16 protein-coding genes are annotated in these 16,823 nt (G+C 38.1%); 15 read left to right on the top strand and 1 reads right to left on the bottom strand.

Annotation, left to right across the window (positions count from 1 at the left end; genetic code table 11):
- Positions 1 to 42: 42 nt before the first annotated feature.
- The 4 genes from D8790_RS09705 to D8790_RS09720 all read left to right on the top strand — a co-directional run bounded on the left by D8790_RS09705 (position 43) and on the right by D8790_RS09720 (position 4,022).
- Entirely contained in the window at positions 43 to 804 is a 762-nt protein-coding gene (locus D8790_RS09705) for a ParB/RepB/Spo0J family partition protein (RefSeq protein WP_125388436.1), read from the top strand.
- A gap of 212 nt (positions 805 to 1,016) precedes the next feature.
- Positions 1,017 to 2,372, top strand: coding sequence for a chromosomal replication initiator protein DnaA (gene dnaA, locus D8790_RS09710; RefSeq protein ID WP_125388437.1), 1,356 nt, complete (start codon positions 1,017 to 1,019; stop codon positions 2,370 to 2,372).
- A 157-nt stretch (positions 2,373 to 2,529) separates the two neighbouring features.
- On the top strand, positions 2,530 to 3,666 hold the full coding sequence (gene dnaN / locus D8790_RS09715) for a DNA polymerase III subunit beta (RefSeq protein ID WP_125388438.1): 1,137 nt from the start codon (positions 2,530 to 2,532) through the stop codon (positions 3,664 to 3,666).
- Between the two features lie 161 nt (positions 3,667 to 3,827).
- Complete coding sequence (locus tag D8790_RS09720) at positions 3,828 to 4,022, top strand: DUF951 domain-containing protein (protein ID WP_005591376.1); 195 nt, start codon at positions 3,828 to 3,830, stop codon at positions 4,020 to 4,022.
- Between the two features lie 90 nt (positions 4,023 to 4,112).
- Here the strand turns inward: D8790_RS09720 and D8790_RS09725 are convergent, their stop codons facing one another.
- Positions 4,113 to 4,607 (bottom strand): DUF1307 domain-containing protein, encoded by a 495-nt coding sequence (locus D8790_RS09725; protein WP_125388439.1) that lies wholly within the window; start codon positions 4,605 to 4,607, stop codon positions 4,113 to 4,115.
- 165 nt (positions 4,608 to 4,772) lie between these two features.
- Between D8790_RS09725 and ychF the strand changes: the two genes are divergently transcribed.
- The 11 genes from ychF (at position 4,773) to D8790_RS09780 (ending at position 16,654) form a co-directional block, all read left to right on the top strand.
- On the top strand, positions 4,773 to 5,888 hold the full coding sequence (gene ychF, locus D8790_RS09730) for a redox-regulated ATPase YchF (protein ID WP_125388440.1): 1,116 nt from the start codon (positions 4,773 to 4,775) through the stop codon (positions 5,886 to 5,888).
- A 72-nt stretch (positions 5,889 to 5,960) separates the two neighbouring features.
- Complete coding sequence (gene pth / locus D8790_RS09735; protein ID WP_125388441.1) at positions 5,961 to 6,530, top strand: aminoacyl-tRNA hydrolase; 570 nt, start codon at positions 5,961 to 5,963, stop codon at positions 6,528 to 6,530.
- Entirely contained in the window at positions 6,523 to 10,026 is a 3,504-nt protein-coding gene (mfd, locus tag D8790_RS09740) for a transcription-repair coupling factor (RefSeq protein WP_125388442.1), read from the top strand. The genes pth and mfd overlap by 8 nt, the downstream gene beginning before the upstream one ends.
- An 88-nt stretch (positions 10,027 to 10,114) precedes the next feature.
- The gene (locus tag D8790_RS09745) at positions 10,115 to 10,381 is read left to right on the top strand and encodes an RNA-binding S4 domain-containing protein (protein ID WP_005591371.1); all 267 of its coding nucleotides are present in this window, start codon (positions 10,115 to 10,117) and stop codon (positions 10,379 to 10,381) included.
- Positions 10,374 to 10,742 (top strand): FtsB family cell division protein, encoded by a 369-nt coding sequence (locus D8790_RS09750; protein ID WP_125383185.1) that lies wholly within the window; start codon positions 10,374 to 10,376, stop codon positions 10,740 to 10,742. Before D8790_RS09745 ends, D8790_RS09750 begins: the two co-directional genes overlap by 8 nt.
- Before the next feature lie 2 nt (positions 10,743 to 10,744).
- Positions 10,745 to 10,873 (top strand): SP_0009 family protein, encoded by a 129-nt coding sequence (locus tag D8790_RS10950; protein ID WP_125372373.1) that lies wholly within the window; start codon positions 10,745 to 10,747, stop codon positions 10,871 to 10,873.
- Positions 10,866 to 12,149, top strand: a complete 1,284-nt coding sequence (locus tag D8790_RS09760) for a serine hydrolase (RefSeq protein ID WP_125388443.1) — start codon at positions 10,866 to 10,868, stop codon at positions 12,147 to 12,149. Before D8790_RS10950 ends, D8790_RS09760 begins: the two co-directional genes overlap by 8 nt.
- Positions 12,146 to 13,420, top strand: a complete 1,275-nt coding sequence (gene tilS / locus D8790_RS09765; protein WP_125388444.1) for a tRNA lysidine(34) synthetase TilS — start codon at positions 12,146 to 12,148, stop codon at positions 13,418 to 13,420. The genes D8790_RS09760 and tilS overlap by 4 nt, the downstream gene beginning before the upstream one ends.
- 8 nt (positions 13,421 to 13,428) lie before the next feature.
- Positions 13,429 to 13,971, top strand: coding sequence for a hypoxanthine phosphoribosyltransferase (gene hpt, locus D8790_RS09770; protein ID WP_045499858.1), 543 nt, complete (start codon positions 13,429 to 13,431; stop codon positions 13,969 to 13,971).
- A 17-nt stretch (positions 13,972 to 13,988) separates the two neighbouring features.
- Complete coding sequence (gene ftsH, locus D8790_RS09775; protein WP_125388445.1) at positions 13,989 to 15,956, top strand: ATP-dependent zinc metalloprotease FtsH; 1,968 nt, start codon at positions 13,989 to 13,991, stop codon at positions 15,954 to 15,956.
- A 215-nt stretch (positions 15,957 to 16,171) separates the two neighbouring features.
- Positions 16,172 to 16,654, top strand: coding sequence for a sigma-70 RNA polymerase sigma factor region 4 domain-containing protein (locus D8790_RS09780; RefSeq protein WP_125388446.1), 483 nt, complete (start codon positions 16,172 to 16,174; stop codon positions 16,652 to 16,654).
- Positions 16,655 to 16,823: the final 169 nt, after the last annotated feature.

The raw sequence follows: 16,823 nt of genomic DNA on the forward strand, positions 1-16,823 counted from the left end.
ACACCTTTACACGATCGTAAAGGTGTGTTATGCTATATACAAATGGAAAATTATCAATACATACCACTAAAAGACATTCGAACCAATCCTTATCAGCCTAGAAAAAGCTTTTCTCAAGAAAAAATAAATGAATTGGCAGCTTCTATTAAAGAGAATGGAATTATCCAGCCCATTATTTTGAGAAAATCTTCCTTATTTGGTTACGAAATTTTAGCAGGTGAAAGACGATTCCGAGCTGCTAAGATTGCTGGCTTAGAAAACATTCCTGCCCTTATTAAAGATCTATCTGACGATGAGATGATGAAGCAAGCCATCATCGAGAATTTGCAAAGAGAAGACCTCAATCCAATCGAAGAAGCGGAATCCTATCAGCATCTGATTGAGAAAGGATTGACCCATGAAGAAATTGCAAAAATCATGGGAAAATCTCGACCTTACATCAGTAATCTTGTCCGCCTGTTACAGCTGCCAGCTTTTATGATGGACGCTGTCAAAGAGGAAATGATTTCGCAAGGGCATGCTCGTCTCCTCATCCCACTCAAAAAGGAAGAGCAAGTATTTTGGCTGGACAAAATCATTCAAGATAATTTATCAGTTCGTGCTCTTGAACTTTCATTACAAAAGAGAAAAAAGTCAAAGAACAAAAAGAACAAAGAAATTTTCTCCCATTCGGAAGAAGAAAGATTGAAAAAAATCCTTGGACTCAATGTCTCCATTCAATTAAAAAATTCTTCAAAAGGAAAGATCATTATTCCTTTTGAAAACGAGGAAGAGTATCAAAGAATTATAAACAGCCTGAAATAGGGCTGTTATTTTCTTTTTGCAAACTAACAGACTTTTCCACCTTTAAAAGTAGCTTGAAATGTTGAAAAATAGGGATTTTACTGATAATCCACAATCTGTGGATAAGTCTTATAAACATTGTTAATTTTTCTCCACAACTTGTGGAAAACTTAACCTTTTTATGTTAAAATGGGAGTCGACATAGAGAATAATTTTTTGAAAAGGAGGAGGCAATGACCAAAGAGCAAGAATTTTGGCGAAGAATTTTAGAACTTTCAGCTGCTCAACTCAAACAGACAACCTATGATTTTTTTGTTGCAGAAGCAAAATTGATAGCCATTGAAAATAATCAGGCCACTATCTTTCTGGATAGCCCAGTCAAACAGCTGTTTTGGGAACAAAACTTAGTGGGCGTTATTCTCACAGCTGGCTTTGAAATTTTCAACGATCAAATCACGGCCAAATACGTCTTTGAAGAAGCAGGACATGACAGTATTTCTAAATATCAGCTGGAAGAACTTCCTGATAAGACGCCATTTCGGCCAAGTTTACCGCCAATTGATACTGGATTAAAAGCTAAATATACATTTGATAATTTTGTGCAAGGGGACGGAAATATCTGGGCTAAAGCAGCAGCCTTGGCTGTGTCTGAAAATCTAGCAACTACCTATAATCCCCTATTTATCTACGGCGGACCAGGTCTAGGAAAAACCCACTTACTGAATGCTATCGGCAATCAAATTTTAGAAAATATTCCTGATGCGCGTGTAAAATATATTCCAGCGGAAACCTTTATCAATGACTTTCTGGAGCATCTGAGGCTCGGTGACATGGATAATTTCAAAAAAATCTATCGGAGCTTGGATTTGCTCTTGATTGATGATATCCAGTCTCTTGGCGGCAAAAAAGTCTCTACCCAGGAAGAATTCTTCAATACGTTTAACGCTCTGCACGGCGATAACAAGCAGATTGTGCTGACCAGCGACCGCAGTCCAGATCATCTTGATAATTTGGAAGAACGCTTGGTCACGCGCTTCAAATGGGGGCTCACTCAAAATATTACACCACCTGATTTTGAAACGCGGATTGCCATCCTTCGAAATAAAATCGAACATCTGGACTATATTTTCCCTAATGATACGTTGGAGTACCTCGCTGGACAATTTGACTCGAATGTCCGTGACCTAGAAGGGGCGCTCAATGATATTACGCTCATTGCAAGAGTCCGTAATCTCAAGGAAATTACGATTGACATCGCTGCTGAAGCTATTCGAGCTCGCAAGCAGGACTCTAGTCAGGTGACAGTCATTCCGATTGAAAAAATCCAGTCTGAGGTCGGCAATTTCTATGGCGTCAGTGTCAAAGAAATGAAGGGAAGTCGTCGCGTCCAAAATATCGTTTTGGCTCGACAAGTGGCCATGTATCTAGCCCGCGAACTAACAGACAATAGCCTACCAAAAATCGGACGAGAATTTGGTGGCAAAGACCACACAACAGTCATTCACGCGCATGGAAAAATCAAAACCCGACTCGAAACTGACGATAGCCTGCGACTTGAAATCGAGAATATCAAAAACAAGATAAAATAAGGGTGTGGAAAAGATTGAACGAATCTAAAGTTTTTTCCACAGGTTGTGAACAAGTCTTAAAACTTGATTTTAAATACTTTGCTCCATTTTTCCACAGCTTCCACAAGAACTACTATTACTATTAACTTAATAATCATAAATAATAAAAGGAGTCCCTATGATTCACTTCTCTATTAATAAAAATTTATTCCTACAAGCTTTGAATACAACTAAAAGAGCTATTAGTACAAAAAACGCTATTCCAATTTTATCAACTGTTAAAATTGATGTAACGAAAGAAGGCATTACCTTGATTGGTTCAAATGGCCAAATTTCCATTGAAAACTTCATTTCAGTGCAAAATGAGAATGCCGGACTCTTGATTACTTCACCAGGTTCTATCCTCCTCGAAGCAAATTTCTTTATCAATGTCATTTCTAGCTTGCCAGATATCGTGCTTGATTTTAAAGAAATTGAGCAAAAACAAATCGTCCTTACCAGTGGCAAGTCAGAAATTACGCTAAAAGGAAAAGATGCAGATCAATATCCACGTATCCAAGAAGTCTCTACTAGCAATCCTTTGGTTTTAGAAACAAAAGTCCTTAAAAATATCATCAATGAGACAGCTTTTGCTGCTAGCACGCAAGAAAGCCGTCCTATTTTGACGGGTGTTCATTTTGTTTTGACAGATAACCAATCCCTCAAAACAGTTGCGACAGACTCTCACCGGATGAGCCAAAAGAAAATTACTTTGGACAAGAAGGGTGATGACTTTGATGTGGTGATCCCTAGCCGTTCTCTGCGTGAATTTACAGCTGTTTTCACAGATGAAATTGAAACAGTAGAGGTTTTCTTTGCCAATAATCAACTTCTCTTTAGAAGTGAAAATATCAGCTTCTATACACGCCTGCTGGAAGGAAACTATCCTGACACAGACCGCCTGATTCCGACAGAATTTTCAAGTGTTGTGACCTTTAATACCAATAATTTACGTCATGCCATGGAACGGTCTCGTCTTCTGTCCAATGCGACTCAAAACGGAACAGTGAAACTAGAAATTGTGAAGGGCATTGTCAGCGCTCATGTCCATTCACCAGAAGTTGGACGCGTGAATGAAGAAATTGATACAGAAAGTGTGTCAGGAGAAGATTTGAGCATCAGCTTCAATCCTACCTACCTGATCGAAGCGCTAAAGGCAGTCGATAGTGAGCAGGTGACCATCAGCTTTATTTCAGCTGTTCGGCCTTTCACCTTGGTGCCAAGCGAAGATGCTGAAAACTTTATCCAGCTGATCACGCCAGTCCGTACCAATTAGAAGATAAGATTTAAGACAAGGTTGACTCAATCCGCCTTGTCTTATTTTGATCATTTACAAGCCAGCTGATTCTAAACTTGTGGTATAATACAGCTAGGGTTGAGAGAAGCGCCAATCTGTATTTCTAAGATAATAAAAAAAGATTGTCAAAAGGAGAGAAGATGTACGAACTTGGAACTTTTGTAGAAATGAAAAAGCCCCATGCCTGTACCATTAAGTCGACGGGCAAGAAGGCCAATCGTTGGGAAGTCGTCCGCATGGGAGCAGATATCAAGATTCGCTGCAGCAACTGCGAACACGTTGTTATGATGAGCAGATATGATTTTGAAAGAAAAATGAAGAAGGTCATCGAATAGTCCACTTTTTTGACTTAGCCCAATTTTGAATGACCTATCTCATCAACAAAGAACGGATAAGACCAAGAAAGTCTTATCCGTTTTCTGCTTTTATTTAAGTTCTTCAAATTTGCCGTCTTTGACTTCTTTATAGCCAGAAGCTTCAAGAGATTTTACCGTTTCTTTATAACTGATATAATTAGCTTTTTGGTCTCCATCTGTTTGGATAAGTTGTTTGCTTTTCAGTTCTGAAATATCTGCCTTGCTAAAATCCATCGTCATCTTTTGCGTCAAATGATCGTCTTTATACTCGATTTTATTAGTAAGTCCTTTAATATTTTCCAGAGTTTTCATGTAGCCTCCAATTTGTTCTTTGGCGGTATCTTTTGTCAATCCGATAGGCTCATAATAGAAAACATTGCTGGTTTCATTGTTCAGCAAATCATCGCCCTTATATTCAAGAGTGATCCGGCTGTCTTGCTTGGTCTTTTGATCAATCAACTGAAAATAGGCCTTTTTAGGACTGCTACTGCAGGCAGCTAAAAAAAGTAAAGTAAACATGGTCAAGAAAGAAAGAACAAATGTTTTAATTGTCATTTTTTTCATGGCTAACTCCTTTTATCAAAATATTAACTATATTATATCATTTTTTGCAGAAATATTTTCTATTTCTATCTAGAAAGCAGGAAATTTTTCATTCAAATTCGCTGTTTAGGATAAGGATTTATGGTATAATGGTTGGGATTGAAAAGATGAATGGAGAAGATACGAATGGCTTTAACAGCAGGGATTGTTGGACTGCCTAATGTGGGCAAGTCAACTTTATTTAATGCAATTACAAAAGCAGGGGCAGAAGCTGCCAACTACCCTTTTGCGACCATTGATCCAAATGTCGGTCGGGTAGAAGTGCCAGATGCTCGTTTGGATAAATTAACAGAATTGATTAAACCTCAAAAGAAGGTTCCCACTACATTTGAATTTACAGATATTGCTGGTATTGTAAAGGGAGCTTCAAAAGGAGAAGGTCTAGGAAATAAATTCTTGGCCAATATCCGTGAAGTGGATGCTATCGTCCATGTAGTCCGTGCCTTTGATGATGAAAATGTCATGCGGGAACAGGGCCGTGAGTCTGACTTCGTCGACCCTATGGCTGATATTGAGACCATCAATCTAGAGCTTATTTTGGCCGATCTGGAAAGCATTAACAAACGCTATGCGCGTGTTGAGAAGATGGCTCGTACCCAGAAGGACAAGGATTCTGTTGCAGAATTTAATGTTTTGCAGAAAATCAAGCCTGTTCTGGAAGATGGTCTGTCGGCTCGAACAGTTGAGTTTACAGAAGAAGAGCAAAAAATCGTCAAAGGTCTCTTTCTTTTAACGACTAAGCCAGTACTTTATGTGGCCAATGTCGGTGAAGATGAAGTTGCAGATCCAGACAATATTGACTATGTGAAGCAGATTCGTGCATTTGCTGCTACAGAAAATGCTGAAGTTGTTGTCATCTCTGCGCGTGCCGAGGAAGAAATTTCTGAACTGGACGATGAAGACAAGGCAGAATTTCTGGAAGCTATTGGCTTGACAGAGTCAGGTGTAGACAAATTGACACGAGCAGCCTATCATCTTTTGGGACTTGGAACCTACTTTACCGCTGGTGAAAAGGAAGTCCGGGCTTGGACCTTCAAGCGTGGTATGAAAGCTCCTCAAGCAGCTGGTATCATTCACTCAGACTTTGAGAAAGGTTTCATCCGTGCAGTGACGATGTCTTATGATGATTTGGTAAAATATGGATCTGAAAAGGCTGTAAAAGAAGCTGGACGTTTGCGTGAAGAAGGAAAAGAATATATCGTTCAAGATGGTGATATTATGGAATTCCGCTTTAACGTGTAAATCAAGTGTAAAGTTAAAATACATAGGTTGGAAAGAAATTTCCAGCCCTTTTGGCTTTTATAAAGGAGTAAAATGACAAAATTAATTGTTGGATTGGGAAATCCAGGAGATAAATATTTCGAAACCAAACATAATGTAGGTTTTATGTTGGTTGACAATATATGTAAAGAATTAAATCTAAAGTTTACAGCAGATAAGATTTTTCAAGCAGACATTGCTTCAACTTTCTTGAATGGAGAAAAAGTCTATTTTGTAAAATCGACTACTTTTATGAATGAAAGTGGGAAAGCAGTCCATGCCCTGCTCACTTACTACGGCTTAGATATAGATGACTTACTCGTTATTTATGATGATCTGGATATGGAAGTTGGGAAAATTCGTCTTCGTACCAAAGGTTCAGCTGGCGGGCACAATGGTATTAAGTCTATCATTAAACATATTGGAACACAGGAATTCAAGCGAGTGAAAATCGGCATTGGAAGACCTAAAAATAATATGTCAGTTATTCATCATGTTTTAGGAAAATTTGATGAGGAAGATTATATCAGTATTTTAAACGCATTAGAAAAAGTTGACAGTGCTGTAAATCATTATTTACAAACTGATAATTTTGAGCAGACCATGCAACAATACAATGGATAAGACAATGACACTACTTGATCTATTTGGTCGAAACCGACAAATTGTAGACTGGAAGAAACAATTGCAAAAAAAGACCCGTCAGTTAGTGATGGGACTTTCAGCTTCAACAAAGGCTTTAGCGATTGCTAGTAGCTTAGAAGAGCAGGAGAAAATCCTAGTCATCACTTCGAGTCAAAATGAAGCAGAGCGGCTGGCTAGTGATTTGCTTTCTTTATTGGGAGAAGAAACGGTTTATACTTTCCTGGCAGATGATACCCCTTTGGCTGAGTTTGTTTTTTCATCGCAAGAAAAAATCTTTGCCAGATTAGAAGCCATGAAATTTTTATCAGATAAAGAGAAAAATGGGATTCTAATCATCAATGTTGCAGCCAGTCGTTTATTCTTGCCTAAGCCTGATATTTTTAAACAATCTGAGCTTATCCTTTCTGTTACTGAAGAATATAACCTTGACAACCTAGTAAAGTCCTTGTCAAGTAATGGTTATAAAAAGGTTTCTCAGGTTCTCAGTCAAGGAGAGTACAGTCTGAGAGGGGATATTCTAGATATTTTTGAACGCTCGGCTCAATATCCTTATCGGATAGAGTTTTTTGGAGATGAGATTGATGGCATAAGGATTTTCAATCCTGAAAATCAACTTTCTCTTGAAAATGTGGAACAGATTTTGATAGAGCCTGTTACAGATCTTCTATTTACAGAAGAAGATTATGCAAGAGGACAGAAAAATCTAGAAATGGCTCTCTCTACGGTTCTTGATCCTTCCTTAAAATCCTATTTAGAAGAAGTATTGAGTTCTGTTAGAGAGCAGTATCATCATGCAGATATTCGTAAATTTCTTTCCTTTTTCTATCATAAAGAATGGACTATTTTAGACTATTTGCCAACGCACACTCCTATATTTTTTGATGATTTTCAAAAGATAATGGACAAGCAAGCACAGTTTGAATTAGAAGTTGCCGATATCTTGACAGATGATTTACAAAATAGTAAAGCACTGTCAAATCAACAATACTTTGCAAATAACTATCAGGACTATCGTAAATATAAACCTGCTACGTTTTTTTCCAACTTCCACAAAGGATTGGGAAATCTAAAATTTGATACACTTTATCAATTTAATCAATATCCAATGCAGGAATTTTTTAGTCAGTTTCCTCTTTTAAAAGAAGAAATCAATCGCTTTAGGAAATCGGACTATACGGTAGTCTTGCAGGTAAATTCAGCCTCAAGTTTACAAGGTTTACATAAAACTTTACAGGATTATGAGATTCATTTAGATTACATCAAGGACAAAGAAATTCATGAAAAAGCTGTCCAGCTTATAGAAGGAAATCTAGTTCAAGGATTTAATTTTGTCGATGAAAAAATCGTTTTGATTACTGAGCATGAGATGATTCAGAAAAAAATCAAACGTAGGATTCGTCGTCAAAATATTTCTAATGCTGAAAGGTTGAAGGACTATAATGAACTGGAAAAAGGCGATTATGTGGTTCATAATATCCACGGTATTGGTCGCTATTTAGGAATTGAAACGATTGAGGTTTCAGGAGTTCATCGGGATTATTTGACGATTCAGTATCAAAATGCAGATCGTATCTCCATTCCGGTGGATCAAATCAATCTTCTGTCTAAATATGTAGCTAGTGATGGAAAAACACCTAAAATTAACAAGTTAAATGATGGGCGTTTCCAAAAAACGAAGCAAAAAGTCCAGCATCAGGTTGAAGACATTGCCGATGACCTTATTAAATTATATGCAGAGCGTAGTCAATTAAAAGGTTTCCAATTTTCTAGTGACGACCAGCATCAAGTAGAGTTTGATAATGCCTTTCCATATGTGGAAACAGATGATCAGCTCAGAAGCATTCAGGAAATCAAGAAAGATATGGAGAGTGACCGTCCTATGGACCGACTCTTGGTTGGAGATGTTGGTTTTGGGAAGACTGAGGTGGCTATGCGGGCTGCTTTTAAGGCTGTCAACGATCATAAGCAGGTGGCAATCTTGGTTCCGACCACTGTTTTAGCTCAGCAACACTACACAAACTTTAAAGAACGTTTCAACGATTTTGCCGTGAATGTCGATGTTCTCAGTCGTTTTAGAAGTAAAGGGGAGCAAAAAGAGACTCTGGAAAAATTGGAAAAAGGGCAGATTGATATTATTATCGGTACCCATCGCCTCCTATCAGCAGATGTAAAATTCTCCGATTTGGGGCTACTGGTGATAGATGAAGAGCAGCGCTTCGGTGTCAAGCATAAGGAAAAGTTAAAGGAACTAAAAAAGAAGGTTGATGTTCTGACCTTGACGGCCACCCCTATTCCACGAACCCTTCATATGTCGATGCTAGGGATTCGAGATTTATCTGTCATTGAAACACCACCGACAAATCGTTATCCAGTCCAAACTTATGTTTTAGAGAATAATAGGACGGTTATTCGGGATGCGGTTTTACGTGAAATAGACCGAGGCGGACAAGTTTACTATCTTTACAATAAAGTTGACACCATTGAGCAAAAAGTTTCAGAATTAAAAGAGTTGATTCCAGAGGCTTCAATTGGTTATGTTCATGGACAGATGACAGAGGTGCGTTTAGAAAATACCCTTTTAGACTTTGTTAATGGCGAGTATGATATTTTAGTTACAACAACGATCATCGAAACTGGTGTCGATATTCCAAATGCAAATACTCTCTTTATCGAAAATGCTGACCATATGGGGTTGTCAACCTTGTATCAACTTCGTGGTCGAGTTGGCCGCAGCAATCGAATCGCTTATGCTTATCTTATGTACCGACCAGATAAATCTCTGACTGAAGTTTCAGAAAAAAGACTAGAAGCCATTAAAGGATTTACTGAGCTAGGATCTGGATTCAAGATTGCGATGAGGGATTTGTCTATCCGAGGAGCAGGAAATATTTTAGGAAGTTCACAGTCAGGTTTCATTGATTCTGTGGGATTTGAAATGTATTCTCAGCTTCTAGAAGAAGCCATTGCTAAGAAGCAAGGTAAGGAAACCAAGCGTCAAAAAAGCAACGCTGAAATCAATCTTCAAATTGATGCCTATCTTCCAAGTGATTATATTTCTGATGAGCGTCAGAAAATCGAGGTTTACAAGAGAATTCGTGAAATTGACAATCGTGTAAACTATGAACATCTGCAAGACGAATTGATTGACCGCTTTGGAGAATATCCGGATGTAGTGGCTTACCTACTAGAGATTGGCTTAGTCAAGTCCTATCTTGATCAGGCTTTTGTGGCACTTGTTGAGCGGAAGCAAGAATCTATCATCATTCGTTTTGAAAAAATTTCTCAGCAAATCTATCTGACCCAAGATTATTTTGAAGCCTTGTCAGCGACAAATCTAAAGGCTCGAATTGGTGAGCAGCAAGGCTTGATTGAAGTCGTTTTTGATGTTCGGAAGAAAAAAGATTTCGAGATTTTGGAAAACTTGTTAAACTTTGGTGAAAAACTGGTAGAAATCAAGAATCGAAAAGCTGAATAAACATTACAATTCGGTAAAAATTTAGCTTTTTAGCTTTGTTTCTTTCAAAAGAATGATAGAATATTAAGAGAAAATCGAGGAAAAGACTATGAGATTAGACAAATATTTAAAGGTATCACGTATTATCAAGCGACGCCCTGTAGCTAAAGAGGTAGCAGATAAAGGTCGTATCAAGGTAAATGGAATCCTGGCAAAAAGTTCGACAGATTTGAAAATCAATGATCAAATTGAAGTTCGTTTTGGCAATAAGCTGTTAACAGTGCGGGTGCTAGAAATGAAAGACAGCACCAAAAAAGAAGATGCTGCTAAAATGTATGAAATTATCAGTGAGACAAGGATTGAAGAAAATGTCTAGAAATATTGTTCAAATAAATAATCGCTTTATCCAAGATGAAAATCAGCGTCGCAGATACCTCGATGAGGAGCGTCGGAAACGAAATCGTTTTATGGGATGGGTTCTAATTTTAGTCATGCTACTTTTTATCCTTCCAGCTTATAATTTATACCAGAGCTACGAAACTTTACTTAATCGCCGTGCTCAATATGCACAACTACAGAAAAAATATGAAAAATTAGGTGAAGAAAAGAGATATCAATCTGATATTGCAACCAAGTTGAAAGATGACAGCTACGCTGCTAAATATGCTCGTGCCAAGTATTCCTTTTCAAAAGAAGGAGAATACATTTACACAACACCAGATTTATTACCACAATAATCATGGAAAATTTACTTCAAAATATAGAGAAATTTTTATCTTTTTCGGATGAAAAACTAGCAGAATTATCCGAAAAGAATCAAGCTTTAAAACTTCAAGAAACAAAAAAGGAAAGGGGAGGTCATGCGTAAGTTACTTTTGCTGATATTTTTACTGCCAGCCTTATGGAGCAGTCAAACAGCAATCAGTACTGAAAAGGAACTTGTTTTAGACGAAGAAGAAAAGTATCAGCTAACAGGTACAGCTTATGGCCGTTATCATACGAGTATCCCTACAAATCCTAATGTTTATGAAGAAACGCCTACTTTTACAGATGCTACTTTGACTAAGGTAGCTGGGAAACTTCTGCCGGATCAGCCACTACAACTGACAGAGTTGCACGTGAATGAAGCTGGGATTCCTATCTTTAAATTAAAGAATGGCCAGTTTGTAATTGCAGATAAGAATAGCATTTATGAGGATACGGTTCAGTCTATCACAGATGTTAAACAGGAAAGATGGCTGGCCCCTAACTATGTGCTCTACGATACTATCCCGATCAATTCTTCTAAAAAGATTGCAGCTAAACTACCTGCTTATAGCAAAGTAAAGGTAGTACAAATTGCTCAAACAGCTAAGGGAGAATACGCTAAAATTGAAGGTCAAGGTTGGGTTTCTGTTGATTTTCTTTCCAAAGAAGATAATCGAATGGAAAAGGTTCAGGAGCTTTTAAATTCTAAGTACAAAAGAGCTGACTTTTCTATTTATGTAAAACAGCTAGAAACGGGCGAAGAAGCAGGCATTAATCCAGATCAACAAATGTACTCAGCCAGTGTGACGAAAATTCCTTATCTTTACTATGCCCAGGAGCAACTAAATAATCATAGCCTTTCCTTGGATAAAAAGTTAAAATATACAGCGGCTGTCAATGATTTTGCAGGTGCCTATGACCCTGAGGGAAGCGGTAGTATTTCCAAATCAGCAAATGATAAGGAATATTCTGTGCAGGACTTAATCAATGGTGTAGCAAAAGAGTCGGATAATGTGGCCCACAATATCCTTGCCTACTATACAAGCAATCAATCCGATAGTCAATTTCAAAATACTATTGAAAAAATTGCGGGCAAGAAGTGGGATGTGGAAAGCAGACAAGCTTCAGCTCGAATGGCAGGCAATGTTATGGAAGCCATTTATAAACAAAATGGTATGATTATCGATGCCTTATCTCAGACAAATTATGACAATCAGCGAATTTCTAAAAACATCAATGTAAAAGTTGCTCATAAAATTGGTGATGCTTACGACTTCAAGCATGATGTCGCTATTGTGTATGCGGATTCGCCATTTATCATTGCTATTCTTACGAATAATTCGGATTACGATACAATTTCTAAAATTGCAGATGATGTGTACGGAGTTCTGAAATGATCAATCAGAAATTTCGCAAACAAATGCAGGAAAAGCGGTATTTTCAAAATCATCGAAAAGTGCTGGTAGCAGTTTCTGGTGGCTTGGATTCGATGACCTTGTTCCATCTTTTGTACCAGAACAAGGAAGAGCTAGAGATTGAACTGGGAATAGCGCATGTCAACCACAAGCAACGTCCAGAATCGAATATGGAAGAAAAAGAGCTGTCAAATTTTGCCCAGCAACTTGGTGTGAAATTTTTCAGCTCAAATTTTTCAGGTGATTTTTCTGAGGAAAAAGCTCGGCGATTTCGCTATCGCTTTTTTGAAGAAATCATGCTGACAGAAGGCTACACGGCCTTGGTAACGGCTCATCATACTGATGATCAGGCCGAGACGGTGTTTATGAGACTATTACGAGGAGCAAGGCTGCGCCACTTGTCTGGAATGACCGAGGTTCAATCCTTTGCAAACGGGGAATTAATCCGACCTCTGCTTTATTTTCATAAGCAAGATTTCCCTGATATTTTGCATTTTGAAGATAAGAGCAATTTTCAAAATGACTATCTCAGAAATCGGATTCGCAATCTTTATCTTCCCAGTCTTGAAAAGGAAAATCCACGCTTTAAGGATTCTCTGATTTCTTTAGGGAAAGAAGTTGAGGATTTACAGACAGCTCTGTCTCATCTGACGCAAGGATTGGACATTACAAAACTTGAAGTGTTTGAGCAACAAATTCCAGAAGTGCAAAATTTTCTCCTGCAGGAATATTTAAAGAAATTTCCTTCATTAAATATAAATAAAAAGCAATTTGAAGAAATCTTAGGAATCTTACGAACCAAGGCTAATTACATCCACCCTTTAAAGGATGGATATGAATTGGTGAAGGATTATAAGCACTTTGAAATCAGAAAAATCAGTCGTAGGTCTGATTTGAAAATGGACTCAATTCTGTTAGAATGTGGTAATCAACTTCAATTTGGGGACTATCAATTCTCATTTGGCACTCCTTTGGAGGGGGAAAATGTTCAAGCGATTGCAGTTTCACGTGAAACACCACTTCTTTTACGTCGCAGGAAAACAGGTGATTGTCTTCGTTTGAAAGGACATCACAAAAAACTTCGTCGACTATTCATTGATCAAAAAATTCCATTTGAAGAACGAGAAAAAGCGATTATTGTTGAGCAAAATCAGCAGATCTTGGCAATTGTAAATATCGCTATCAGTGATTTGAGTAAGGAATTAAAAAGTGATATAATGAGTACTGTACTTTATATTCAGAAAATTAGATAGGTAAAATTATGCTAGAACAAGATATTAAAAAAGTATTGGTTTCTCATGAGGAAATCGTAGCAGCAGCAAAAAAATTGGGGCAGCAGCTGACAGTAGACTATCAAGGTAAAAAGCCTATTTTTGTAGGAATTTTGAAGGGTTCGGTTCCTTTTATGGCCGAATTAATCAAACACGTGGATACAGATATCGAATTAGATTTTATGCTGGTGTCTAGTTACCATGGCGGCACAACTAGTAGTGGCGTGATTAATATTATCAAAGATATTGATCAAGATATTACTGGTCGTGATATTCTTTTTGTCGAAGATATTATCGATACTGGCCAAACTTTGAAGAATTTGTGTAATTTATTCAAAGAAAGAAATGCAGCATCTGTAAAAATTGCTACATTGTTGGATAAGCCAGAAGGACGCATTGTTGACATTGAGGCAGACTACACTTGCTTTACAATTCCAAATGAATTTGTAGTAGGTTACGGACTAGATTATGATGAGTATTATCGCAATCTTCCTTATGTAGGTGTTTTGAAAGAAGAAGTTTATACAAAATAAAGGTTTACTAGATATAAATGAAAAATAAACAAAATAATGGTTTTATAAAAAATCCTTTTCTCTATATTCTAATTATTGTAGTCCTTGTTACAGGTTTTCAGTATTTCTTTACAGAAAGTGCGACAGGTCGTAGCCAGCAAATCAACTACAGCCAATTAGTAAAAGAAATCCAAAATAACAATGTTACAGAGATGAGCTACCAGCCAAATGGTAGTATTATCGAGGTATCAGGTACTTATAAAAAACCTAAAGAATCAAAAGATACGACAGGGATCCTGTTTTTCAGTCCGGAAATCTCAAAAGTTAGCAGATTTACTAGTGTTGTTTTGCCATCAGATACAACAGTTTCTGATTTGCAAAAGCTAGCTGCTGAGCATGAGACAGAAGTGACTATTAAGCGTGAAAGCTCCAGTGGAATGTGGATTAATCTTTTGATTTCCTTGGTTCCATTTATCATCATCGCCTTCATCTTTATGTCTATGATGAATCAAGGTGGTGGCGGTGCTCGTGGCGCTATGAATTTTGGACGTAACAAAGCTCGTGCGGCCAATAAAGAAGATATCAAAGTACGCTTCTCAGATGTCGCTGGTGCAGAAGAGGAAAAACAAGAACTTGTTGAAGTTGTTGAATTCCTGAAAGATCCAAAACGTTATACTAAGCTGGGTGCTCGTATTCCGGCAGGTGTTCTTTTGGAAGGCCCTCCGGGGACTGGTAAGACCTTGCTTGCCAAGGCAGTTGCTGGTGAAGCAGGTGTTCCTTTCTTCAGCATCTCAGGTTCTGACTTTGTTGAAATGTTCGTAGGTGTCGGAGCAAGCCGTGTTCGTTCTCTATTTGAAGATGCGAAAAAAGCGGCTCCTGCTATTATCTTCATCGATGAAATTGATGCCGTCGGTCGTCAGCGTGGTGTTGGACTTGGCGGTGGTAACGATGAGCGGGAGCAAACTCTTAATCAGCTCTTGATTGAAATGGATGGTTTTGAAGGCAATGAAGGAATCATTATCATTGCGGCTACTAACCGTTCGGATGTTCTTGATCCAGCTCTTCTACGTCCAGGTCGTTTTGACAGAAAAGTCTTGGTTGGCCGTCCTGACGTGAAGGGTCGGGAAGCTATTCTCCGCGTTCATGCTAAGAATAAACCATTGGCTAAAAATGTTGATTTGAAATTAGTTGCCCAACAGACACCTGGTTTTGTTGGTGCTGATTTGGAAAATGTCTTGAATGAGGCTGCTCTGGTTGCTGCTCGTCGTAACAAAAAAGTCATCGATGCCGATGATATTGATGAAGCAGAAGACAGAGTAATCGCAGGACCATCTAAGAAAGATAAAACCGTTTCCGAGCGTGATCGTCAGATTGTCGCTTACCATGAAGCGGGGCATACAATTGTCGGACTTGTTTTGTCCAATGCGCGTGTCGTACACAAGGTAACCATTGTGCCTCGTGGTCGTGCTGGCGGATATATGATTGCATTGCCTAAAGAAGACCAAATGCTTCTGTCTAAAGAAGACATGAAAGAGCAATTGGCTGGTCTCATGGGTGGTCGTGTAGCTGAAGAGATCATCTTTAATGTGCAAACAACAGGGGCTTCAAATGACTTTGAACAAGCTACACAGATGGCGCGTGCAATGGTCACTGAATACGGTATGAGTGAAAAACTTGGCCCAGTCCAATACGAAGGTAACCATGCTATGTTTGGTGCACAAAGTCCTCAAAAATCAATTTCAGAGCAAACAGCCTATGAGATTGATGAGGAAGTTCGTTCATTACTAAATGAAGCAAGAAACAAAGCAGCTGAGATTATTCAAGCAAATCGTGAAACCCATAAATTGATTGCAGAAGCATTGCTTAAATACGAAACGCTTGATAGCAACCAAATTAAATCTCTCTATGAAACAGGTCATATGCCAGAAGAGTCTGAAAAAGACTTAGAACGAGAAGCACATGCCCTTTCCTATGATGAAATAAAATCTAAAATGGAAGAAAATTAAGAGATGCTTTTCTTATTAAATAGCTTGATTACTAATTGTGTAATCAAGCTATTTTTTTATTCTTTAAAGCCTAACATGTCATAAAAAGTCCCTGAGATGTCATAGATATTTTTGTTAGGTGCCAGTTGGGGTATAAAATAGACAGGATGGAGGAATGTCCCCTGAAGGAGAAGATTTTCTTGTAGAATCATATTAGCAAAGAAAAAGGAGATAACATGAACTTCAAGGAACGCTATGAGAAAGTGCAGTGGATTGTTCGGCGCTGTGCACGGGATTATTATGTACATTTATGGGAGAGTAGTGACTGGGAACAAGAGGGTATGCTGGTTTATCACCAGCTGGAAGAAAGTCATCCAGATATCAGTCAAGATGAAAGCCGCCTCTATCGCTACTTCAAGACAAAATTTCGGAATCATATTCATGACATACTTCGCAAGCAAGAGAGCCAAAAACGCCGCTTCGATCGTCAGTCTTATGAAGAAGTTGGAACCATTAGTCATAGACTGAGCAAGCGTGAACTAGCTTTAGATGATTTAGTCGCTCTTCGAAGTTCGTTAGCAGCCTACACTTCCAAGTTAGATAAAGAACAACTAGAGTTATACCACCGCTTACTAGGCAACGAACGGTTTAAGGGACGTAAAAGACTGCTGCGAGAGTTAGAGGAATATTTAATAGACTTTAGCAGCACAGTGATATAGAGAATAAGGGAGAGGTAAGAGGGAGATGTTACCTTTCCCTTTTAGTTATTGATTTATCAGTGATATTGATTGTGTTAGGAAATAAATTTGTAAAAAAAGATAAAAAAATTTCAAAAAAGTGTTGACAAGGGAATAGATAGGTGATATACTGATATAGTTGTCGCTTGAG

The organism is Streptococcus cristatus, assembly GCF_003943535.1.
Lineage (GTDB): Bacteria > Bacillota > Bacilli > Lactobacillales > Streptococcaceae > Streptococcus > Streptococcus cristatus_L.